The organism is Streptomyces sp. AJS327 (genome assembly GCF_013450295.1).
GTDB lineage: Bacteria > Actinomycetota > Actinomycetes > Streptomycetales > Streptomycetaceae > Streptomyces.
Genome location: NZ_SKBR01000004.1, coordinates 89,473 through 111,554, shown reverse-complemented (window position 1 = coordinate 111,554; position 22,082 = coordinate 89,473). Strand labels below are relative to the sequence as shown.

Annotated in this window: 16 protein-coding genes; 7 read left to right on the top strand and 9 right to left on the bottom strand. The window is 72.0% G+C overall.

The window, feature by feature from the left end; all coding sequences use genetic code 11:
• Positions 1–63: 63 nt before the first annotated feature.
• The 4 genes from E0L36_RS22305 to ssd form a co-directional block, all read right to left on the bottom strand.
• A complete protein-coding gene (locus E0L36_RS22305; protein WP_180931094.1) occupies positions 64–933 on the bottom strand; it encodes a type II secretion system F family protein in 870 nt (289 codons plus the stop codon).
• Positions 930–1,958, bottom strand: coding sequence for a type II secretion system F family protein (locus E0L36_RS22300; protein WP_258016476.1), 1,029 nt, complete (start codon positions 1,956–1,958; stop codon positions 930–932). The genes E0L36_RS22305 and E0L36_RS22300 overlap by 4 nt, the downstream gene beginning before the upstream one ends.
• A complete protein-coding gene (locus E0L36_RS22295) occupies positions 1,955–3,268 on the bottom strand; it encodes a TadA family conjugal transfer-associated ATPase (RefSeq protein WP_180931638.1) in 1,314 nt (437 codons plus the stop codon). The genes E0L36_RS22300 and E0L36_RS22295 overlap by 4 nt, the downstream gene beginning before the upstream one ends.
• Before the next feature lie 143 nt (positions 3,269–3,411).
• Positions 3,412–4,536 (bottom strand): septum site-determining protein Ssd, encoded by a 1,125-nt coding sequence (gene ssd, locus E0L36_RS22290; RefSeq protein ID WP_180931093.1) that lies wholly within the window; start codon positions 4,534–4,536, stop codon positions 3,412–3,414.
• Between the two features lie 449 nt (positions 4,537–4,985).
• Here ssd and E0L36_RS22285 point away from each other — a divergent pair, with 449 nt between their 5' ends.
• Entirely contained in the window at positions 4,986–5,825 is an 840-nt protein-coding gene (locus E0L36_RS22285) for an HAD family phosphatase (protein ID WP_180931092.1), read from the top strand.
• 432 nt (positions 5,826–6,257) lie between these two features.
• Here E0L36_RS22285 and E0L36_RS22280 read toward each other — a convergent pair whose 3' ends face one another.
• The gene (locus E0L36_RS22280) at positions 6,258–7,088 is read right to left on the bottom strand and encodes an oxidoreductase (protein WP_180931091.1); all 831 of its coding nucleotides are present in this window, start codon (positions 7,086–7,088) and stop codon (positions 6,258–6,260) included.
• 105 nt (positions 7,089–7,193) lie between these two features.
• Here E0L36_RS22280 and E0L36_RS22275 point away from each other — a divergent pair, with 105 nt between their 5' ends.
• Complete coding sequence (locus E0L36_RS22275) at positions 7,194–8,177, top strand: ATP-binding protein (protein ID WP_180931090.1); 984 nt, start codon at positions 7,194–7,196, stop codon at positions 8,175–8,177.
• A gap of 117 nt (positions 8,178–8,294) precedes the next feature.
• Here the strand turns inward: E0L36_RS22275 and E0L36_RS22270 are convergent, their stop codons facing one another.
• Positions 8,295–9,539, bottom strand: coding sequence for a hypothetical protein (locus E0L36_RS22270; RefSeq protein ID WP_374705576.1), 1,245 nt, complete (start codon positions 9,537–9,539; stop codon positions 8,295–8,297).
• Positions 9,540–9,829: 290 nt separating this feature from the next.
• Here E0L36_RS22270 and E0L36_RS22265 point away from each other — a divergent pair, with 290 nt between their 5' ends.
• From E0L36_RS22265 to E0L36_RS22250, 4 genes are all read left to right on the top strand, one after another.
• Complete coding sequence (locus E0L36_RS22265) at positions 9,830–12,505, top strand: SulP family inorganic anion transporter (protein WP_180931089.1); 2,676 nt, start codon at positions 9,830–9,832, stop codon at positions 12,503–12,505.
• Positions 12,506–12,994: 489 nt separating this feature from the next.
• Positions 12,995–14,962 (top strand): acetate--CoA ligase, encoded by a 1,968-nt coding sequence (gene acs / locus E0L36_RS22260; protein ID WP_180931088.1) that lies wholly within the window; start codon positions 12,995–12,997, stop codon positions 14,960–14,962.
• 720 nt (positions 14,963–15,682) lie between these two features.
• Complete coding sequence (locus tag E0L36_RS22255) at positions 15,683–16,156, top strand: phage holin family protein (RefSeq protein WP_180931087.1); 474 nt, start codon at positions 15,683–15,685, stop codon at positions 16,154–16,156.
• Between the two features lie 103 nt (positions 16,157–16,259).
• Positions 16,260–17,249 (top strand): alpha/beta fold hydrolase, encoded by a 990-nt coding sequence (locus E0L36_RS22250; protein ID WP_180931086.1) that lies wholly within the window; start codon positions 16,260–16,262, stop codon positions 17,247–17,249.
• A 694-nt stretch (positions 17,250–17,943) separates the two neighbouring features.
• Here the strand turns inward: E0L36_RS22250 and E0L36_RS22245 are convergent.
• From E0L36_RS22245 to nth, 3 genes are all read right to left on the bottom strand, one after another.
• Entirely contained in the window at positions 17,944–19,143 is a 1,200-nt protein-coding gene (locus E0L36_RS22245; protein ID WP_180931085.1) for a MarP family serine protease, read from the bottom strand.
• Between the two features lie 78 nt (positions 19,144–19,221).
• On the bottom strand, positions 19,222–19,953 hold the full coding sequence (locus E0L36_RS22240) for a CoA pyrophosphatase (protein WP_180931084.1): 732 nt from the start codon (positions 19,951–19,953) through the stop codon (positions 19,222–19,224).
• A complete protein-coding gene (nth, locus tag E0L36_RS22235; RefSeq protein ID WP_308416879.1) occupies positions 19,950–20,855 on the bottom strand; it encodes an endonuclease III in 906 nt (301 codons plus the stop codon). The genes E0L36_RS22240 and nth overlap by 4 nt, the downstream gene beginning before the upstream one ends.
• A 237-nt stretch (positions 20,856–21,092) precedes the next feature.
• Between nth and E0L36_RS22230 the strand changes: the two genes are divergently transcribed.
• The gene (locus E0L36_RS22230; RefSeq protein WP_180931083.1) at positions 21,093–21,767 is read left to right on the top strand and encodes a Crp/Fnr family transcriptional regulator; all 675 of its coding nucleotides are present in this window, start codon (positions 21,093–21,095) and stop codon (positions 21,765–21,767) included.
• Positions 21,768–22,082: the final 315 nt, after the last annotated feature.

Genomic DNA, 22,082 nt, shown 5'->3' with positions numbered 1-22,082 from the left:
CACCTCTCCCCGTCCCGCTTCCGCACCATCGCCCCACGCCGCGTGGCGGGACACGCACACCACTCACCGGAGGGAACCGGCCAGACCGAGCACCACCGGTGCCACCCCCACCACCAGGAAGGCGGGGAGGAAGCAGAGCCCCAGTGGGCCCGCCACCAGCACCCCCACACGCCGGGCGCGGCCGTTCGTCTCGCGTGTCCGACGGGCGCGGAGTTCCGTCGCGTACCGGCTGACCGCCTCCACCGCCGGCACTCCGGTTCCCTCCGCGCGCTCCAGGTGCCGGGCCAGCCCCGCGGCACCGGGAAGCTCACCGAAACGTCCCCAGACGACGGCCGGTTCACCACCCAGCCGGAGTTCCTCCGCGCACTGCGCCAGCCGATGGCCGAGCGGGCCGCCGAGGGAACGGCCCACCGCCTCGGCCGCCTGCGGTGGCCGGGCGCCCGCGGCCAGGCAGGCCGCCAGCAGGTCAGCGATCAGCGGAAGCTGCGCGGTGGCCGCCCGGGACTCCGGCGTCGCCCCGCCGTCACCGGCGATGCCGCCACGGCGCCGCAGCCACCACCAGACACCGCAGCCGGCTCCCGCACCGAGCAACCAGCCCACCGCCCCGTCGATCAGCGTCAGCAGCGCCAGCCCGGCACCCAGCGAGGCCGTCACCTCCCGCCACGGCACATCCCGCCGGTCCACCGCCAGCCGGGCCAGCACACCGTGCTCCAGGTGGTGGGTCACCCGGCGCCTGGGCCAGCGCTCCCGACGTCCCGGCACGACGGACGGGTCGAGAACGGACCGCGTCCGGAGGCGGGTGCGACGCTCACGCCGTCGGCGCGTCAGCGCACCAGCCGCCCAGCCCGCCGCCGCCAGCAGCGACAGAGTTGTCCACAGCCCGTGGAGGGCGTCCGGCCCGACCACGCCGACGGCGATTCCCGGTCCGTTCATGACGCCACCCGCTTCCCGGACGGTAGCCCGCCCTGCTCCCGCGGGCGGGGACCGCTCGGGCCCTCCCGGGAGAGCCGCCACGAACCCCCGGTGCCCTCGGCGGTTCTGACGAGCCGGGCCACCCACGCCAGTCCGGCCCATTCGAGGAGGGCCCCACCGATCAGGCAGAGCAGGCCAGCCGGACTGTGCAGCAGAACGTCCAGCGGCTTCGCTCCCATCGCGCCGCCCAGCAACAGACCGAACACCGGCAGCAGGGCCAGTATCAGCGCGGTGGCCCGAGGCCCCGCCAACTGCGCCCGCAGCTCCTCCCGTTGATCGCGTTCGGAACGCAGCGCACCGGCCACCCGGTCGAGCGCCGGGGCCAGTCCCGCGCCGCCCTCGACAGCGACCCGCCAGCAGGCGGCCACCCCACGCAGGCCGTCAAGGCCCGGTTGGTGGGCGGCGGCGCGGAGCGCGCCGGGCACATCACCAGCGAACCGGGCCGCGGCCCGCAGGGCGGCCCCGCCCTCCCCCAACCCCTCGATGACGGCGTCATCCACCGCCAGCAGAGCGAGATCTGGCGTCCGGCCGGCACGCAACTCGCCGGAGAGCGCCGCGCACAGCTCGATGACGGCCTCCTCGCGACGCTGGGCGGCGCCCCGCGCCCGCCGGGCCGTCAGCGACCGCCCGGCCACCGGCACGGCCACCGCCCCCACGAGAACGGGCAGCGGGGACTCCCCGAGCAGCGCCACCAGGCAGCCCACCGGAAGGCACCACCAGCCCCGGCCCCCCGGTCCGCCCAGGACGATCGCCCCCTTCAGACGGCGCCGTGTCCTCTCCTGCGGTCTCCACCCCCGCGACCGGCCACCGGACCCGCCCAGCCCCGGCTCGCGCGGCTTCGCGCCTCCGGCGAGCAGCAACCGGACACGTCGCGGATCACCGCCCGGCCCCACCATCAGCCAGGCCGCCGCGCTCGCGCAGAGCACCACCCCGAGCAACGGTGCCGCCCCGGTCCCGGTAGCCAACGTTTCGGCATCCGCGCTCATCGCCGCCCCCTCTCCTCACCCGTCGCGCAACCGCACGATCGGGGCCGACTGACCGCCGGGTCCCCGCCCGGGGGTGCCCCGCCGCGCACTGGCCGCTCAGCACACTGGACGGAGGGCGCGGACGCGGCGAGCACCGGATCCGCCATGCCGCGCGCGCAGAGCTGACGGAGGCGGGGCCAGCCACGTCGCCGCTCAAAGCCCGTCCGGCCCCACACCACCGCCGGTGTCGTCACCACCAGACCGGCGGCGTCCTGTTCGAGGACGTGGATCTCCTCGACGCGGCGTTCTCCCGAACGGAGGCGCGTCAGGTGGATGACCGCGTCCAGCGCCGCCGCCAACTGACTGTGCAGCGCGGCCCGGTCCAGACCCGCCGTGGTTCCCAGAGCCTCCAGCCGGGCGGGAACGTCCGCCGCGGCGTTGGCGTGCAGAGTTCCGCAGCCGCCCTCGTGACCCGTGTTGAGCGCGGCGAGGAGGTCCGTGACCTCGGGGCCGCGCACCTCGCCCACCACCAGCCGGTCCGGGCGCATTCGCAGCGCCTGCCGCACCAGGTCGCGCAGGTCGACCCGGCCGACGCCCTCCTGGTTCGCGGGACGGGACTCCAACCGCACCACATGCGGGTGGTCGGGGCGCAGTTCCGCGGAATCCTCCGCCAGCACGACCCGCTCCCGGGGACCGACCAGCCCGAGGAGGGTCGACAGCAGGGTTGTCTTCCCACTGCCCGTCCCTCCGCTGATCAGGAACGACAGCCGGGCCTCCAGCACGGCGCGGAGCAGCGTCTCACCGCCCCGCGGAATGGTGCCGACCGCGGTCAGCTCCTCCAGCGCGAACGCCTTCGGCCGGATCACCCGCAGGGAGAGACAGGTGCAGTCCACCGCCACCGGCGGCAGCACGGCGTGCAGCCGGGTGCCGTCGGGAAGCCGGGCGTCCACCCAGGGCCGCGCGTCGTCCAGGCGGCGTCCGGCGGTGGTGGCGAGACGCTGCGCGAGTCGGCGGACCGCTGTCGCGTCGGGGAACCGCACCTCGGTGCGCTCCAGCCCACGCCCCCGGTCCACCCACACCTCGTCGGGCCGGGTGACGAGCACATCCGTGACGTCGGGCCGGGCGAGCAGCGGCTCCAGCGGCCCCGTCCCCACCATCTCGGAGCGCAACGCCCGTACGACACCGAGCACCGCCCGGTCTCCGAGCAGCCGCCCCTGGGCTCGCAGGGCCGCGGCGACCCGGGCCGGGGTCGGCTCGGCACCGGTCTCCGCGAGGCGTTGCCGCACCGCCTCCAGGAGCGGTTGCCCCGGCGAGCACCCCTGTTCGGGCAGTCCGGACTGCTCCACGCCCGGCTCGCCCTCGCCGTCAGTCCCCTCGGACGACCGTGCCCAGGGCGCCGCGAGGGGCGTGCCCCCCGTCCCCCCGGCTCCGTCCGCACGGGGGTCGACGGACGTGACCGGCCGCTCGGCGCCGTTCACGCGGCCCCCTCTCCGGCGAGCACTTGGGCCCAGAACTCCCTGCCGAACCGAGCCAGTGCGCCGTTCTCCGCGTGGCCGGGTGGTTCGGAACGCTCAAGTCCCTCCACCAACCCGCGTTCCCAAGGGAGTTCACCGGCGAGCGGAATACCGAGGTACTGGGCGACCTCCTCCCCGCTGAGCGTGGGGCCATGGCCACGGCCGGGCGAGCGCACCACGGCCCGCAGGTCACGCAGCACCAGCCGGGACCAGGAGGACACCCGCTGCGCCGCCGCGACCGCCCGCAGTTCGGCGGGGACGACGACGAGCCCGAGATCCAGCTGCACCAGCGCCTCAGCGACCGTCTCATCAACCCGGCGGGGCAGGTCGACCACGACGATCCCGCCGTGTCGTCGCGCCGCGCAGAGCACCGACTTCATCGCTTCGGGCGGTACGAGCACGGAGTCGCCGCGATCCCAGCTGAGGACGCTGACGTCATGCAGCCGGGGCAGCGCCTCGGTGAGCGCGGCTCCACCGACCCGCCCCCGGGCGTCCGCGAAGGACGGCCACCGCAGGCCCTCGGCCTGTTCGCCGCCGAAGAGGACGTCCAGCCCGCCCCCGAGGGGGTCGCCGTCGATCAGCAGGCTGTGGCGGCCCGTGCGGGCGGCGGTGACGGAGAGGGCGCAGGCCAGGGTGGAGGCCCCCGCACCTCCCCGCCCCCCGATCACGCCGACGGTCATGGCGGGGCGGCCCACGCCCTCGGCGGCGTCGGCGATGCGTCCGGCCAGCCAGCTCTCCGCGTCGGGCAGCACGACGACGCCTTCGGCACCGATGCGTGCTCCGCGCTCCCAGACGCCGGAGTCGTCGAGGTCGCGGCCCACCAGCAGCACGCCCCTCCTGCGCACGGTGCCGAGCGTCTCGGCACCGGCCAGGGCGTCGAACCCGACGGCTCCCGCGCAGTCGTCGCCCACCAGCACCAGTGGCGCCCTCTCCCAAGAGGTCGCGCCAGGCCAGCCCGCCCAGCTCATCCGGCTAACCGGAGCACCGTGCACCACTTCCGCTTCGGCCCCCGCCGCGGCGGACAACCGCAGGAGGTCGTCGAGGAGTTCCTCGTCCTCCGTGACAATCAGAATGTTTTCGGCCAAGATCCCGGTTTCCTCACCCGTGAGTCCTCGCGTCCGCAACTCCCGCGGACATCGCTCGGAATCAGAGTGCGGCGAACCGGAATAACGCAGGGATCATGGGCGAATACTGTGGACAACTCGGCGCCTGTGAATAACTCAGTCACCCAAACCAGCGACTCCCAGAGAGCAGCGATTTGGCTACTCTGAGTGACTAAAACTGAGGCTTGTGGATCATGCCAACCGAGAGCCCCTCACGGGCCGCCGCGCCACCTGTCGCGCGGCACATGCCCTCGGACATGCGACGACCCCCGCCGGGGGGGAGAGCGGGGGTCGTCTCCACGGCCGACTCGGGGGGGGAGGAGTCGGACCGGGTTAGCACGGTCGCGAACGATCCGTGACTTCCATGGTGTACCCGAGAGCCTTCTCAGGCAAACCCACGCGCCCCACCTTACGCCGAATGGTTGGCGCCTATGCTCGCCCTCGTGGAAAACCATGCGATGCCCCGCGCCGCCGCCTTCTTCGATCTGGACAAGACGGTCATTGCGAAGTCGAGCACCCTCACGTTCGGCAAGTCCTTCTACCAGGGTGGCCTGATCAATCGCCGTGCCGTACTCCGCACCGCCTACGCGCAGTTCGTATATCTCGCCGGCGGAGCGGATCACGACCAGATGGAGAGGATGCGCGAGTATCTCTCGGCGCTCTGCCGGGGGTGGAACGTCCAGCAGGTCAGAGAGATCGTCGCGGAGACGATCCACGAGCTGATCGACCCCCTGATCTACGACGAGGCGGCCTCCCTCATCGAGGAGCACCATCTCGCGGGCCGGGACGTGGTCATCGTCTCCACCTCGGGCGCCGAGGTCGTGGAGCCCATCGGCCGGATGATCGGCGCCGACCGCGTGATCGCCACGCGGATGGTGGTGGAGGACGGCTGCTTCACCGGGGAGATCGAGTACTACGCCTACGGCCAGACCAAGGCCGACGCGATCCGGGCACTCGCCGAGAGCGAAGGGTACGACCTGGACCGCTGCTACGCCTACAGCGACTCCGTCACCGACGTTCCGATGCTGGAGACGGTCGGCCACCCCTGCGCCGTCAACGCTGATCGCGGCCTGCGCAAGGAGGCGACCTCACGCGGCTGGCCACTCGTCTCCTTCTCCCGTCCGGTCCGGCTCAAGAAGCGCGTCCCCAGCCTCTCCCTCCCCTCCCGCTCCGCCCTCACCGTCACGGCGGCGGCGGTGGGCGCGGCCGCCGTGACCGCGGGACTCGTCTGGTACGGCAGTCGACACCGCGCCCGATATCGGCAACTCTGAGAAAAAAGTAAAGATATGAGCCGAAGGGTTCCGCTGGCCCCACTGAAGAGGTACAAAGGAATCGACGGCCCGTGAGACCAACGGCAGTCCGACAGAGGATTCCCGTTAAGATCACGGCCCCACGGACCGCCCCACATGAAAACCGGGAACCCACGCGACACCTAGCCCGCGGAACGGGCCGGTCGCATCAGGTCAGGCAACGGCCCAACCTGATGGACATAACAGGAAGCACGCACTGGTACCCCGGTGGACATGTCAGTGGCGGCGTCCCCTCAAGGGGATGCCGCCACACCTCCGTCCCGTCGACCTGTCTCCGCCGACGCGACTCTTCCGCCCGGGAGCAGCGCGTGCCAGCGCCGAGCCGTACGGACCGGCACCCTCGGAACCACGCACACCGGTTTCAGGCGCGCGACACCCTGGCCCAGCGTCCGCTCACGCGGCGCCGCGCTGCATGGCCTCGCAGACGGCGGCGCTCTCCCGGGCACCCAGCTCCACGGACCGCCCGCAGAAGGCGATCCACTCCGCGACCCCCTCCGGAGTACCCGAGGCGTAACCGCGCAACGCGTCGGCGTAGCCGGAGAGGCCCTGTTCCATGTGCCCCACCTCGGCCGGACAGATCGACTTCGGGTCCAGACCACTACCCACCAGCACGATCCGCTCCGCAGCCCGCGCGACCAACCCGTTCCGGGAGACGAACGGGGCGAGGCTGAGCAGCTCCCCGTGCACCACCGCGGCCCTGACCAGCGCGGGCGCCGTGGAGCCGCGCACCACCAACCCCGCCAGATCGTCGAGCCGCACGGCCACGGCGTCGGCCCCCGGCACCTCCAGCCCCGAGGGTGCGTCCACCGCCGACTCCCCCGCTCGCCGCGGACGCCCCACCGTGTCGTCCTCGGCGACTCCGCCGACCGCCACCAGATGGAGGCGGGCCAACACACGGAGGGGCGACTGCGGCCAGACGTCCAGCAGTTGACTCGCTTCGGCGGTGACCCGCAACGCGGCACCAACCGTCCGCGGCTCGCCCTCCGGCCCGAAGTCGCTGCGCCTGCGGAGCTCTTCGAGCGCCCAGTCGGCGCCGGCCAGCGCGGCGGAGCCACGCGCTCCCCGCAGCGCCGCCTCCGCGCTGACCTCGCTGCTGCGCCGACGCATGACGCGGTGCCCGTAGACCCTGTCCACGGCCTTCCGCACGGCGGCCACCGCCTCGGAGACACCCGGCAGTTCGGCGAGCGGGGCCAGCGGATCGGGAGAGTCGACGGGGTTGCTCATGTGTCCGACCCTACGCACCTGCCGGTGACCACACGCCCCACGTTCGAGTGGTCTTCTTCACTCACTCCCCGCCAACCAGGTACACCGCTCCGTACCCTGTTGAACATGAAGATCGCTTTCGTAGGCAAGGGTGGCAGCGGAAAGACCACACTGTCCGGCCTTTTCGTCCGTCACCTCGCCGCCGCCCGTGTCCCCACCATCGCGGTGGACGCCGACATCAACCAGCACCTGGGTGCCGCGCTGGGAATGGACGAAGCCGAGGCCGCCGCCATGCCCGCGATGGGTGCCGAGCTTCCGCTGATCAAGGACTACCTGCGCGGCACCAACCCCCGCGTCCCCTCAGCGGACCTGATGATCAAAACGACCCCGCCCGGCACGGGATCCCGGCTGATCCGCGTCACCGAGGACAACCCGGTCTTCGACGCCTGCGCACGCCCGTTGTCACTGGAGGACGGATCGGTGCGGCTGCTCGCCACCGGTCCCTTCACCGAGTCCGACCTGGGTGTGTCCTGCTACCACTCGAAGACCGGCGCGGTCGAGCTGTTCCTCAACCACCTCGTCGACGGCCGGGAGGAGTACGTCGTCGTCGACATGACGGCCGGCAGCGACTCCTTCGCCTCCGGCATGTTCACCCGGTTCGACATGACGTTCCTGGTCGTCGAGCCGACGAAGAAGGGCACCGCGGTGTACCGCCAGTACAAGGAGTACGCCCGGGACTTCGGGGTGCCCCTCCGCGTGGTGGGCAACAAGGTGCAGAACGAGGACGACCGGGACTTCCTCCGCGCCGAGACCGGCCCCGACCTGCTGGTGACGGTGGGCCACTCGGACTGGGTCCGCGCCATGGAGAAGGGACGCCCCGGAGCCCTCACGGAGTTGGAGCCGGAGAACGCGGAGGCCCTGCGCCGCCTGCACAGCGCCGCGGACGGCACGTACGCCCACCGGGACTGGGAGCGGTACACCCAGCAGATGGTCCACTTCCATCTGCGGAACGCCGAGAGCTGGGCGAGCGAGAGGGTGGGAGCCGATCTCGCCGCCCAGGTCGACCCGGACTTCGTGCTGCGGGAAACCCCACAGGCACAGCCGGTCTGACCGGCGGCCCGCGCCGTGCCGCTCCCCGGCGGGAGCGGCAACGCACGCGGAGCCGTCGCGCTCTTCCTCGTCCGGCGCCCGCGCGACCCCGAGTAGCGGACCGCGCGGGATCTCGGCCTACGGTTTCGTGGACTTCTCCGAGGCCAGGAAGGAACGCCAGCCGCCAGCCGGGCTCTCACCGACCCCCAGAGTGCGCAGCTTGTCGAGCGTGCTGGGTTCCTGGGCGTCCAGCCAGTCCACCAACTGCCGGAAGGACACACAGCGGACGTCCTTCTTCACGCAGACGGTCTTCATCACCTCCTCGACAGCGTCCATGTAGATGCCGCCGTTCCACCTCTCGAAGTGATTACCGATCACGAGTGGCGCCCGGTTCGAGGTGTAGGCGCGCTCGAACCCCTGGAGCAGTCCGTCCCGCATCTGGCGCTTGTACGCGGGACGCTTCTCGGGCGGCCCGTCGACGGTCTTGGACTGGTTGGCCAGGAAGTTGTAGTCCATCGAGAGTGTCTCGAAGTCCCGGCCCGGCATCGGGACCATCTGCAGGGGCACGTCCCACAGACCTTGCTTCTTCCCCGGCCACACCTGGGTTCCGTTGCCGCTGGAGTCGTAGCGGAAGCCCATCTGGCTCGCGGCCCGCAGCAGGTTGGGCTGCCCTTCCAGGCAGGGCGTACGGCCGCCGATGAGTTCCTTGTTGTAGTCGAAGGGAAGCGGAGCGCTCTTCTTCCAGCCCGTGGTGGTCTTCCAGTTCTGCACGAACCACTTGGACTGCCGTATCTCGCTCTTCCACTCCGCCACGGTCCACGTGTCCACTCCGGTCGGGCCGCAGAAGTGCCCGTTGAAGTGGGTGCCGATCTCGCTACCCTCCAGCCAGGCCCCACGCACCTGCTTCAGCGTGGCCCTGATGTTCTCGTCCTTCAGGTAACCGATATCGGAGGCGCCCCGGCTGTGCCCGGGTGGGGCGTAACGTTTCGCCTCTGATTCCGGAAGTGTGTAGATACCGCTGAGGAAGTACGTCTGTGCGGCTCCGTACTTTTTGCCCGCGGCCCGGAACCGGGAGAAGAGTTTCTTGCTGTCCTCACCCGCACCGTCCCACGAGAAGATCACGAACTGTGGTGGTTTCTCCCCGGATCTGAGCCTGCTGGGGGTGGGCTGGTTCGGCTGCCGCCCGGTGTAGGCGGTCGAACCATCCCCGATGGGCCGGGCCTGCCGGACGGGCTTCTTCTCCTGAGAGGAGTCACCACCCCCACCCCCCGAAGATCCGCCGGAACCGAGGCTGCAACCGCTCGCCAACACGGCAAGCACCGTCAACCCCACTGTCGGCGTCCCCCACTTTCGCGAACCTCGCGATCCTCGCGCCGTGGTCATCGGCGACCTCGCGTGGCTGTCATCCGCCTACCTCTTCCGTGCTTCTCCCCGCGCGCGGTCTTCGCGCACGCGCTGATCAGGGCCAGCTGCTGCCGGTCCAAACTTGCACGCCCTACAGGAGGAACAAGTACGACAAGCGGTTCCAATGATTTATTCACTCGATAGACGGAAGTCACCCGCAGATCGACCGCGACCGCTCCGCCAGTTCTTTACCTGGCATTACGCTTCATTTACCAGAGCTTGAAGTAGGCATCTGGCCACACACCGTGCCATCCAGCGGAGGAGACACGATGTCCGCCTGCCCCCCAGTCCGACCGGTCGAGATCACCCCCACCAGCGGCGGCAAATCCCCACCCCCGGGCAGCGCCGCCCCCTCCCCCGACCCGGAGTCTCCAGATCCCTTGCCCGGGGAACGCTCCCGCTGGGCTGCCGACCTCTCCGCCTCGATCACCGTCTTCCTGATCGCGCTACCGCTCTCCCTCGGTATCGCGCTGGCCACCGGAGCGCCCCTCCAGGCGGGCTTGGTGGCGGCCGCCGTCGGAGGCGTGATCGGAGGCCGTCTCGGCGGAGCGCCCCTTCAAGTCAGCGGCCCGGCGGCCGGGTTGACGGTCATCACGGCCGAGCTGATCCAGACCTACGGATGGCGCACCACCTGTGCCATCACCGTGCTCGCGGGACTCACCCAACTCACGCTGTCCTGCTTCCGGGTGGCCCGCTCCGCCCTCGTCGTCAGCCCCGCGATCGTCCACGGGATGCTGGGCGGCATCGGCGTCACCATCGCGCTGGCCCAGCTGCACATCGTGCTCGGCGGAGACCCCGAGAGCTCCGCGATCGCCAACATCCTCGCGCTGCCAGCACAACTGGCTGACCCCCATCCGTTCGCGCTCTCGGTCAGCGCGCTCACGGTGGCCGTGCTCCTCGGATGGCCGTTGCTCCGCGGCAGGCAGGACCTGCTGGGCCGGCTGGCCCGGTACGCCCCCGCGGCACTGGTCGCCGTTGCCCTGGCCACCCTGTTGGCCAGCCTGTCCGGGATGCGGCTACCCCGCGTCGATCTGCCGTCCTGGCGGAGCCACGCCCTTCCGTCCCTCCCGGAGGGTCCCGTTCTCGGGCTGATGGCCGCGGTGTTGACGGTGACGCTCGTCGCGAGCGTGGAGTCACTGCTCTCCGCCGTGGCCGTTGACAAGCTCACGGCCAAGCGCCCCGCTGGGCAGCGCGTTCCCCGTGCCGACCTCGACCGCGAACTGCGTGGCCAGGGGGCCTCCAACGTGGTCTCCGGCGCACTCGGCGGCCTGCCGGTCACCGGCGTCGCGGTGCGCAGCGCGGCGAACGTATCCGCGGGGGCGGTCAGTCGGCGCTCAGCCATCCTGCACGGGCTGTGGGTGCTGCTCGCCGCCGGACTCCTCGTCGGCATGCTGGAGTTGATCCCGCTGGCCGCGCTCGGGGCGCTGGTGATGGTGGTGGGGGTGCAGATGGTGAACCTGACGCACGTCCGCAGCGTGACCCGGCATCGCGAAGTGCTGGTCTATCTGGCGACCGGCGTCGGTGTGGTGCTGTTCGGGGTTCTGGAGGGGGTGGCTCTGGGCATCGCCGTCGCCGTGGGGGTCGCCCTGCAACGTCTGGCACGCACGCGCATCACCCTGGACTCCGTCCGAGGGCGGTCCACCGGTGAGGGCGGTCCGACTCCGCGCCATGAACTGGGCGGCGTCCGGTCGTCCGCCGGCGCGGTGGGCCGCTTCGCCGACTCGTCCGAGCGCACCTCAAGTGGGGGAGAACCCAGCGGAGTCGGAGCCAGGGAAGGGGACGGCACGGATCATCTCGGCGGTCGGCCGGGGCCTTCCGCCGACGGGCCGGCAGGTGGAGCGGCGCACCCGGGCGAGAGGCGGTCGCCGGACGGCGAGGAACGGGCGGGCGCCGACATCCGCGCCGATCTTGAGGACGCGGAGACCACCTACCGGGTGCGGGTGCGGGGACAGCTGACCTTCCTCGCGGTGCCTCGGCTGAGCCGCGTACTGGCGCAGGTCCCGGAGGGCACCCGGGCGGTGGTGGAGCTGGACGGCTCGTTCATGGACCACGCCGCCTACGAAACCCTGGAGGACTGGCGCACCGCGCACTCCGCGCAGGGCGGTACCGCGAGGGTGATCGGCGCCGTCATCGGAACGAAGCCCGCGGCCCCGCACTGCTCACCGTGGACACCCTGGCGCAAACGCGGGTACGTCGAGGCGCCCGCTCCCCAGCGGTTCGGCCACCCCAGTGCGCGTCGGCACCAACTGCTCGGCGGCGTCCGGTACTTCCAGAGCCGTACCGCACCTCTGGTGCGGGACGAGCTGGCCCGTCTGGCCCAGGAGGGGCAAGAACCGTCGCACCTCTTCATCACCTGCGCCGATTCCCGGATGGTGCCCAGCATGATCACCTCAAGTGGCCCCGGCGACCTGTTCACCGTCCGGAACGTGGGCAACCTGGTACCCACATCGGGGTGTTCGGGACGGGAGGCCCCGGGAGACGAGTCCGTGGCGGCGGCGATCGAGTACGCGGTGGACGTACTGGGCGTCGAGTCCATCACGGTGTGCGGGCACTCCGGGTGCGGGGCGATGCTCGCTCTCCACTCGGCGAGGAACAGCAGCGTCGAGTCCTCGCTGCACCGTTGGCTTCGGCACGGCTATCCCAGCCTGGAACGGCTCTCCGCACAGGGGGCGTCCGGGCCTCGTCTCGCGGACCGGGAGACGGCGGACGAGTGCGAGACGCTGTGCCTGGCCAACGTGGTCCAGCAGTTGGAACACCTGACGACCCATGAGTGCGTGGCACGCCGCATGCGCGAGGGGGCGCTGGAGCTACACGGCATGTACTTCCACGTGGGGGAGGCCCAGGCGTACGTCATGGATCTGGTGGACCCGGACAGTGCGGGCCAGGCACCACCGGTGTTCGCCGCGGTACGGGAGGAACCGCTCGTCAGCTCCGCTACCTCCTAGCAGGACGGCGGCGCCCGGTCACCGTCGTGCCCGGAAGGGTCTGCGGCGGCCGGGCGGGTGAGTCCGAGGCTCACCGAAGTGGGCGAAGCTCGGGAGCGTCGGCACACTCCCGGGCTCCGGAGTCGGGCCTTGGGCTTCGGGTTCCCGGCGCGACCCCGGTTCCGGGCGCGGTCCGGGCGTCGGGCTCGGGCCCGGATGGGTGCGGGACGGTGGACGGCCGGAGGTGGTGCCGGAGGGGTGCCCAGGCCGTGCGAGGGGAGGCCGGGCGGGTGGGCGTGACGGGGTGCGCGGGCGGGGATGGAGAGCTGGGAGATCGAGAGGGTTACCTGTGGGTCGCCTCGCGCGACCGCCGCTTCCCCTATGCCCGGCCGGGTGGACGGTGACAGGATCAGGAGGGTTGACCCCTTCGAGTCCGAGGGCAGAGGATCACCAGGTGAAAATGGTCTACACCACACGTCTTGGGGGACGCATGTTGCAGGGAGTCGCGGTATGAACGAGAGTGGTTCGATCTCCAACATGCTCAAGGAGGAGCGGCGCTTCCCGCCCCCCGCCGAGCTGGCCGCGCACGCCAATGTGAAGGCCTCCGCCTACGACCAGGCCAAGGCCGACCGGCTCGCCTTCTGGGCCGAGCAGGCACAGCGGCTCACCTGGACGACAGCACCGACCCAGACGCTCGACTGGTCGAACCCGCCGTTCGCCACGTGGTTCGCCGACGGCAAGCTCAACGTCGCCTACAACTGCGTCGACCGACACGTCGAGGCGGGCCACGGGGACCGCACGGCGATCAACTTCGAGGGTGAGCCGGGAGACAGCCGGACCATCACCTACGCGGAACTCCAGGCCGAGGTCAGCAAGGCGGCCAACGCGCTGATCGAGCTGGGAGTCGAGAGCGGCGAACGGGTCGCCATCTACATGCCGATGATCCCGGAGACGGTCATCGCGATGCTGGCCTGTGCCCGGATCGGCGCTCCGCACTCGGTGGTCTTCGGCGGGTTCTCCGCCGACGCTCTGGCGACCCGGATCGCCGACGCGGAGGCCCGGGTGGTCATCACCGCGGACGGCGGGTACCGCAAGGGGGCACCCTCCGCGCTCAAGCCCGCGGTCGACGACGCGCTGACCAAGCCCGGCACCGACAGCGTCCGCAGCGTCCTGGTGGTGCGGCGCACCGGGCAGGACGACATCGGCTGGACCGAGGGCCGGGACGTGTGGTGGCACGAGTTCGTCGACCGGCAGTCGGCCGAGCACAGCCCCGAGAGCTTCGACGCCGAGCACCCGCTGTTCATCCTGTACACCTCGGGAACGACCGGGAAGCCGAAGGGCATCCTGCACACGTCCGGCGGCTATCTGACGCAGACGGCCTACACCCACCACGCCGTCTTCGATCTCAAGCCGGAGAGCGACGTGTTCTGGTGCACCGCCGACGTCGGCTGGGTGACCGGGCACTCGTACATCGTGTACGGCCCGCTGGCCAACGGGGCGACCCAGGTGCTGTACGAGGGCACCCCCGACTCCCCGCACAAGGGCCGCTGGTGGGAGATCGTGCAGAAGTACGGTGTCACGCTGCTGTACACCGCGCCGACGGCGATCCGCGCCAGCATGAAGTGGGGCGACGACATCCCGGCGAAGTTCGACCTGTCCTCGCTGCGGATCCTCGGCTCGGTGGGTGAGCCGATCAACCCCGAGGCGTGGGTCTGGTACCGCGAGCACATCGGCGCGGGCCGCACCCCTGTCGTGGACACCTGGTGGCAGACCGAGACCGGGGGCATGATGATCAGCCCTCTGCCCGGCGTAACGGACGCCAAGCCGGGGTCGGCCCAGACCCCGCTGCCGGGCATCAACGCCACCGTGGTGGACGACGAGGGCAACGAGGTCGCGCCCGGTGGCGGTGGCTACCTCACGCTCACGGAGCCCTGGCCGGCGATGCTCCGTACGATCTGGGGCGACGACCAGCGATTCATCGACACCTACTGGTCCCGCTTCGAGGGCAAGTACTTCGCGGGCGACGGCGCCAAGCGGGACGCGGACGGGGACATCTGGCTGCTCGGCCGGGTGGACGACGTGATGCTGGTCTCCGGCCACAACATCTCGACGACCGAGGTCGAGTCCTCGCTGGTGGCCCACCCGAAGGTGGCGGAGGCCGCCGTGGTGGGGGCGACCGACCCGCAGACCACCCAGGCGATCTGCGCGTTCGTCATCCTGCGCGGGGACGGCCAGGAGGCGGAGGGTCTGGTCGAGGAGCTGCGCGCCCATGTGGCACAGCAGTTGGGGCCGATCGCCAAGCCCAAGCGGGTGCTGCCGGTGGCCGAGCTGCCGAAGACCCGCTCCGGCAAGATCATGCGGCGTCTGCTGCGTGACGTGGCGGAGAACCGGGCGCTCGGGGATGTCAGCACGCTCACCGACTCGTCGGTGATGGACCTGATCCAGTCCCGGTTGCCCAGCGCACCCAGCGAGGACTGACCACGGTCGGCCGGCGTCCCTAGCCACGGACACCCGGGATGGCCAAACGCCCGGAGACGCCGGAACGACCGGAACCACGACACCCGTTCGTGCGGTGTCCGATCGCGGCGCCGACGCGGCGATCACGGATGAGGGCACGCCCGGAAGGATGAGGGGGCGCCCGCCTCAGATGCGGGCGCCCCCTCCTGTGTCTACGGTTGCCTGTCCCTCCGGACCCCGTCACCGCCGTCCAGCCATCGCCCTCCGGTGCCGCCACCCAGCCATCGCCGTCCAGCCGTCGACGGGCGGCTGTTGACGTCCTTCGGCCCGGGCCCGGGCCGAATCTGGGTCTGGACCTGGGTCCGAGGCCGCGCTCGGGAACCGGGTGTTGTCGTCCTGGAGGCGCGAGGCGGGCGGCGGGCCCGCCGGTCGCGGAGTGGGGCCGGAGGGGCCCGGGTTGGGCTGAACGGGGTCAGCGGGGCGGGCGGACCGTGGCCGACGGATCGGGGCACGTGGGGTGGCGGTGGCTCGTTCCCCGGGACCGGGTCGGTGTGCGGCGCGGGCCGAAGTGGCGGCGGGCGAGCGGGCAGCGGAGGATGGTGCGGCATGCTGGGTTCTCCCACGGGGTACCCGCAGACGCACGGGTCCCGTGCGGCACGGCAGCAACCCGGCTCCCGTGGACGCCACGCCCCGCTCCGCGCGGACCCGGAGCACGGCTATCAAGAGCAGAGGGAGAGAGCGATGAGCGCAGCCGATGACGGCCGCAGCCTGGGCCAGTTGGTCGCCTCGGCCACCGCCGAACTGTCCGGCCTGGTGCACGAGGAGATCGCGCTGGCCAAGGCGGAGCTCCGGCAGGAGGTGAAACGGGGGATCCTCGGCGGAGGCGCCGCGATCGCGGCGGGTGTGCTGCTCCTCTTCTCCCTTCCGGTGCTGAGTTTCGCCGCGGCGTACGGGATCCACAATCTGGGGCTGGGTCTGGCGTGGTCGTTCCTGATCGTCGCGGGCGCCTACATCGTGCTGGCGCTGCTCCTGCTGATGCTCGCGGCGCTGAAGTTCCGCAAGATCAAGAAGAGTGGTGGGCCACAGCGTTCCATCGCCTCGGCCAAGGAGTCGGCCGCCCTGCTCTCCCGCGTCAAACCGCACCCGCGTGGCGCCACCTACGGCGAGGAGCCGCACGAGTCGGCGGAGCCTGTGCTCGAATCGTCCGGAAGATGACGCAAACCGGCTCGGGGCGGTCTCGGGGCGGCGGCCCCGCCGGGCGCCGCGCTCCCAGCCCCGGCCGTCCGGCTCGCGGCCCCGGCCTCAAGGAGATCTCCCCATGACGCTTCCTGACCGGTCCTCTCGCTCTGACCGCCCGTATCGGTCCGATCGGCTGGACCGGCCGGAGAGCGCGGACGCGGTGATCCGGCCGGATGGGCCCTGGACCCATCGGGACGTGGCCGCCAACGGCGCACGGTTCCACATCGCGGAGATGGGCGACGGCCCGTTGGTACTGCTGCTGCACAGCTTCCCGCAGTTCTGGTGGGCCTGGCGGCACCAGCTTCCGGCCCTGGCGGACGCCGGATACCGCGCCGTCGCGATGGATCTGCGCGGCGTGGGTGGCAGCGACCGCACCCCGCGCGGCTACGACCCCGCCAATCTCGCGCTGGACGTCACCGGGGTGATCCGCTCGCTCGGCGAGCCGGACGCGGCGCTGGTGGGACACGGGCTCGGCGGCTACCTGGCGTGGACGGCGGCCGTGATGCGCCCCAAGCTGATCCGTCGGCTCGCGGTGTCGTCGATGCCGCACCCTCGGCGCTGGCGCGCGGCGATGCTGGGCGACGCCCGGCAGACGGCCGCCAGTTCGTACATCTGGGGTTTCCAGCGGCCGTGGCTGCCGGAGCGGCAACTCGTGGCCGACGAGGGTGCGCTGGTGGGGAAGTTGATCCGGGAGTGGGCGGGGCCGAAACTGCCGGACGCCGACGCGGACGGCGCGGTGGCGACGTACCGCAGGGCGATGTGCGTGCCGTCGACCGCGCACTGCTCGATCGAGCCGTACCGCTGGATGGTGCGTTCGCTGGCCCGGCCGGACGGCATCCAGTTCAACCGACGGATGAAGCGGCCGGTGCGGGTCCCGACGCTGCATGTCCACGGCTCGCTCGATCGGGCGGTGCGGGTGCGGAGCGCAGCGGGCTCGGGGGAGTACGTCGAAGCGCCGTACCGCTGGCGGCTGTTCGACGGGCTGGGCCACTGGCCGCACGAGGAGGACCCGGGGGCGTTCACCGCGGAGTTGACGCACTGGCTGAGCGATCCGGAACCGGACCGCTGAGCCGGATCGTCACCTTCCGCCGTACCGGACCACACGCCGGCGCCGGGTTCCCCCACGGCCGACTCCTCGGCCCGTTCCCGCCGCCAGCTCCGCGGCGCCGTGGGGCGCCGTGTTCGCGGTGCCGGAACCAGGCACCGGCGGCGGGCTCGTCGCCCGCGCACCGTGTGCCGCCAACCCCGCCAGCCCCGCCAGCCCCGCCAGCCCCCGCCGACCCGGTCAGCCCGGTCCGCCCCACAAACGCCGCTCGTCGCGGGGATGTCGCTCACCGTCCGTGATCGTTGGCCCGCTCCTGGGGTGACCGCTCAGTAACCGCACACGTGCCCCTCGCATAGGCCAACTGGGTCGTCGGAGAGCGGTTACTGACCTTGGCCCGGGGGCAGGGACCGGGGTATGGGCTGGACGCACGACAACCGTGACCTGGCACGTAAGCGCGGCGCCCCGCGGCGGGGGATCTCCTCCGGATACGGCGCGGCTCCGCTCCGTCCGCCGCGACCCGACGGCGGCATTCCCCGGCTGCTGGGCCGACGCGCACGCTGGGTGAGCGCACGCCTGCGCCATGTCAGAGGGTGACGAGCCCACCCGGCCGATCCGGCGGTGGCCACCCCGGCGCACTCCGTACCCACCCCGCGCTCCCACTCCGGCGGGCGGCCCCTCGTGGGCGCCGCCTCGGCGTGGACCGCGCCGGGGCCGCCGCTCACATCGCGCATCCCTCCGTGTCGACGGGGCGCTCCGCCGCGCGGCCGCGCGTGATGTTCTCCCGCACCTCGTCGACGCTCAGCGCGTAGCCGGTGTCGGCGTCGTCCAGCGACTTGGCGAAGATGACGCCGTACACCCGGCCGTCCGGGGTGAGGAGCGGGCCGCCGGAGTTGCCCTGCCGGATGGTCGTGTAGAGCGAGTGGACGTCCCGGCTGACCGTCGAACGGTGGTAGATGTCCGGCCCGTTGGCCTGGACGCTGCCGCGGACGCGGGCGGCGCGCACGTCGTAGGCGCCGTTCTCGGGGAAGCCCGCGACGATGGCGCCGTCCCCGCTGGAGGGCGCGTCCTCAGCGAACCGGAGCGCGGGCGCCTTCAGACCGGGCACGTCGAGCACGGCGACGTCCCGCCGCCAGTCGTAGTCGACCACCCTCCCGGCGCGCCGCTCGCCCTCACCGCCCACCTGCACGGTGGGCCGGTCAACGCCGCCGACGACGTGCGCGTTGGTCATCACCTTGCCGTCGGCGAAGACGAAACCGGTGCCCTCCAGCGTCTTCCCGCAACTCTCCGCCGTGCCCAGCACCTTGACGATGCTCCGCTTGGCCCGCACGGCCGCCGGATCACGGGCGAGCGCCGGGTCGGGCGGCGGCACCGAGGTGATCGGCTCACTGGAGAACGGGGAGAACGCCTGCGGATAGCCGTTCCGGGCGAGGACGGAGGAGAAGTCCGCGAACCAGCCGTTCGCCTGCTCGGGCATCACCCGGGCGACCCCGAGCAGCACCTTCGAGTCCCGCACCTCCCGGCCCAGCGTCGGCAGGGAGGTCACCGCCAGCGCCGAACCGATCAACCAGGCCACCAGCAGCATGGCCAGCACGTTCACCACGGCGCCGCCCGTGGCGTCCACCGCGCGCGCCGGTGACCAGGTGATGTGCTGACGCAGCTGGTTGCCGAGGTGGGTGGTGCCCGCCTGGCCGACCGAGGCGCAGACGATCACGACGACGACGGCGGCCACCGCGCCCAGGGTCCCCGGCGTGGCGCCGTCGGTGAACTCGTTCCACAGCAGGGGGAGTACCAGCACCGCGACGAGCCCGCCGCCGAGGAAACCGATCACCGAGAGAATCCCGACGACGAAACCCTGCCGGTACCCGACGACCGCGAACCACACCGCGGCGAGCACCAGCAGGAGGTCCAGCACGTTCACCGCATCAGCCTCGCCTCGACGTGGGTGAGCACCCCTCCCGGAACCGGGGAGAGCCGCCGTTTACCGCGAGCCACCGTCTCACGCGTGCCAGTCGAGCGGGACGCGACGGTCACGGTCCCAGGGCCGCTCCCAACCCGCGTAATACAGCACGCGGTCGATCACCCCGGCGGTGAACCCCCAGACCAGCGCCGAACCGACGGTGAAGGCCGGGCCGGTGTACCCCGAGGGGTGCACCGCCGTCGCGCGGTTGGCCGGATCGGTCAGCTCGCTCACCGGCACGGTGAAGACCCGGGCCGTCTCGGCCGCGTCGACCGGGGCGACCGGACTCGGGTTCCGCCACCAGCCCAGCACCGGAGTCACCACGAACTCGCTCACCGGGATGTACAGCCGGGGCAGCACCCCGAACAGCCGGACGCCCGCCGGATCCAGACCGGTCTCCTCCTCCGCCTCCCGCAGTGCCGCCCGCAGCGGCCCCTCGGCCAGCGGGTCACCGTCCTCCGGGTCGATCGCGCCGCCGGGGAAGGACGGCTGGCCAGCGTGCGAACGGAGGCTGGAGGCGCGCTCCATCAGCAGCAACTCCGGCCCACGGCTCCCCTCGCCGAACAGGATCAGCACGGCGGACGGCCGCCCCCCGCCGTCCTCGGGCGGGAGGAAACGGCTCAGCTGCCGCGGCTCCACCTCGCGCGCCGCCCGCGCGACCGGCTCCAGCCAGACGGGCAGCCCCCGGTCGCTGACCTCTACGGAGCCGCCGTGCCCCGCCGCCTCCGAGGAACCGGCCCCGCCCGGCTCGGCGCGCCGCACCCCGCTCATCCGGCCTCCCTCAGCGGCGGAGCGGGCTGGCCCGGGTAGTCGGGCGGTGGCTTGAGCCGCTGACCCGGCTGTCCGCCCATCTCGTACTTCAGCAGCTTCCGCGCCTTCTCCGGGTCCGTCTCGCCCTCGCCGTAGGAGGGGCAGAGGTGCGCGATCGGGCAGGCGCCACAGGCGGGTTTGCGGGAGTGGCAGACACGGCGGCCGTGGAAGATCGTCCGGTGCGAGAACATCGTCCACTCGCTCTTCGGAATGATCTCCGCGATCTCCGCCTCGACCCGGTCCGGGTCGGTGCGTTCGGTCAGCTTCCAGCGCCGCACCAGCCGCCCGAAGTGGGTGTCGACGGTGAGGCCCGGCACGCCCAGGGCGTTCCCGAGGACGACGAAGGCGGTCTTGCGGCCCACCCCGGGCAGGCGCACCAACTCCTCCAGCGTGCCGGGAACCTCGCCACCGAACGAGTCCCGCAGCGCCGCGGAGAGGCCGAGCAGCGACTTCGCCTTGTTCCGGAAGAAGCCGGTGGGCCGGATCAGCGCCTCCAGCCGCTCCGGGTCCGCGGCCGCCATCGCCTCCGGGGTGGGGTACGCGGCGAACAGCGCGGGGGTCGTCTGGTTGACCCGCAGGTCGGTCGTCTGCGCGGAGAGCACCGTGGCGACCAGCAGCTCGAAGGAGTTCTCGAAGTCCAGCTCGGGGTGCGCGTAGTAGTAGACCTCGGCCAGTTCGCGGTTGATCCGCCGGGCCCGCCGCACCATGCCGAGCCGGGTCTCCGGCTTCGCGCCACGCTTCGGCGGCCCGGCCGGGGCCTTCCGCGCGGGCTCCTTCCGGCCCGTGCGCTCCGCCCGGCCAGCCTCCGTCCCCGCGGGGTCGGACCCCTGTTCGCCGACAGCAGAATCACCGGTCCCGGTCACTCGCCCGGCCCCCTTCCTCGTCTTTCCCCGGATCGCTCGCCGGGCCGCTGAACACTCGGCCAGACTAAGGGCGAGCGGCCACATTCGACCCGCACGGAGCTGATTCCCAGCCCGATCGGGCCCCTGACGTACGGAGCGCGTGACGCGTGCGTCAAACTCGTGACTGATCGCACTGTTTCACCGTCCGGCATCATGGGAGCCACGCGACCCATGGGCAGCTCGACAAGGAGAGAACTCGTGGACGACGTTCTGCGGCGCGCCCCGCTCTTCGCGGCGCTCGATGAGGAGCAGGCCGCTGAGCTGCGTGCCTCCATGACCGAGACGACGCTCGCCCGGGGTGAGGCCCTGTTCCACGAGGGCGACCCGGGGGACCGGCTGTACGTCGTGAGTGAGGGCAAGGTCAAGCTGCACCGCACCTCCCCGGACGGCCGGGAGAACATGCTGGCGGTGCTCGGCCCCGGCGAGCTGATCGGGGAACTCTCCCTCTTCGACCCCGGCCCGCGCACGGCCACCGCCTCCGCGCTGACCGAGATCAAACTGCTCGGCCTCGGCCACGGCGACCTCCAGCCCTGGCTGAACGCCCGCCCCGAGGTGGCCACGGCCCTGCTGCGCGCCATCGCCCGACGGCTGCGCCGTACCAACGACTCCATGTCGGACCTGGTCTTCTCGGACGTGCCCGGCCGGGTCGCCAAGCAGCTCCTCGACCTGTCCCGCCGTTTCGGCGTGCAGTCCGAGGAGGGCATCCACGTGGTGCACGACCTCACCCAGGAGGAGCTGGCCCAACTGGTCGGCGCCTCCCGGGAGACCGTCAACAAGGCCCTCGCCGACTTCGCGGGCCGTGGCTGGCTGCGGCTGGAGGCCCGTGCCGTGATCCTGCTGGACATCGAGCGGCTGGCCAAGCGCTCCCGCTGACCACCGGCTGACGCGACCCCCGGCGCCAACGTCGCCGCCGGACGGTTCGCCACCCCGGTCAGTCCCTTCCACTCCCCGGATCCGGGCTCCGGCCCGCCGATCCCGTCTCGCGCCCCGGCCCCACGAGCCCGCCGCCCGGCCTCACCGCCGGCCGCCGCTCCGCCGCGCCCGCGCCGATCCCTCCCCGCCCGCCGGGTCTCCGGCCAGGTCCGCGCCGCGCCCTCGGCCCTTCGCCGCCGCGCCCCGCGACCGCCCCCTGTGCTCCGCCCCGCTCCGCGTCCCGTGCGCGCCATACGGCGGGCCCGCCCGTACGCC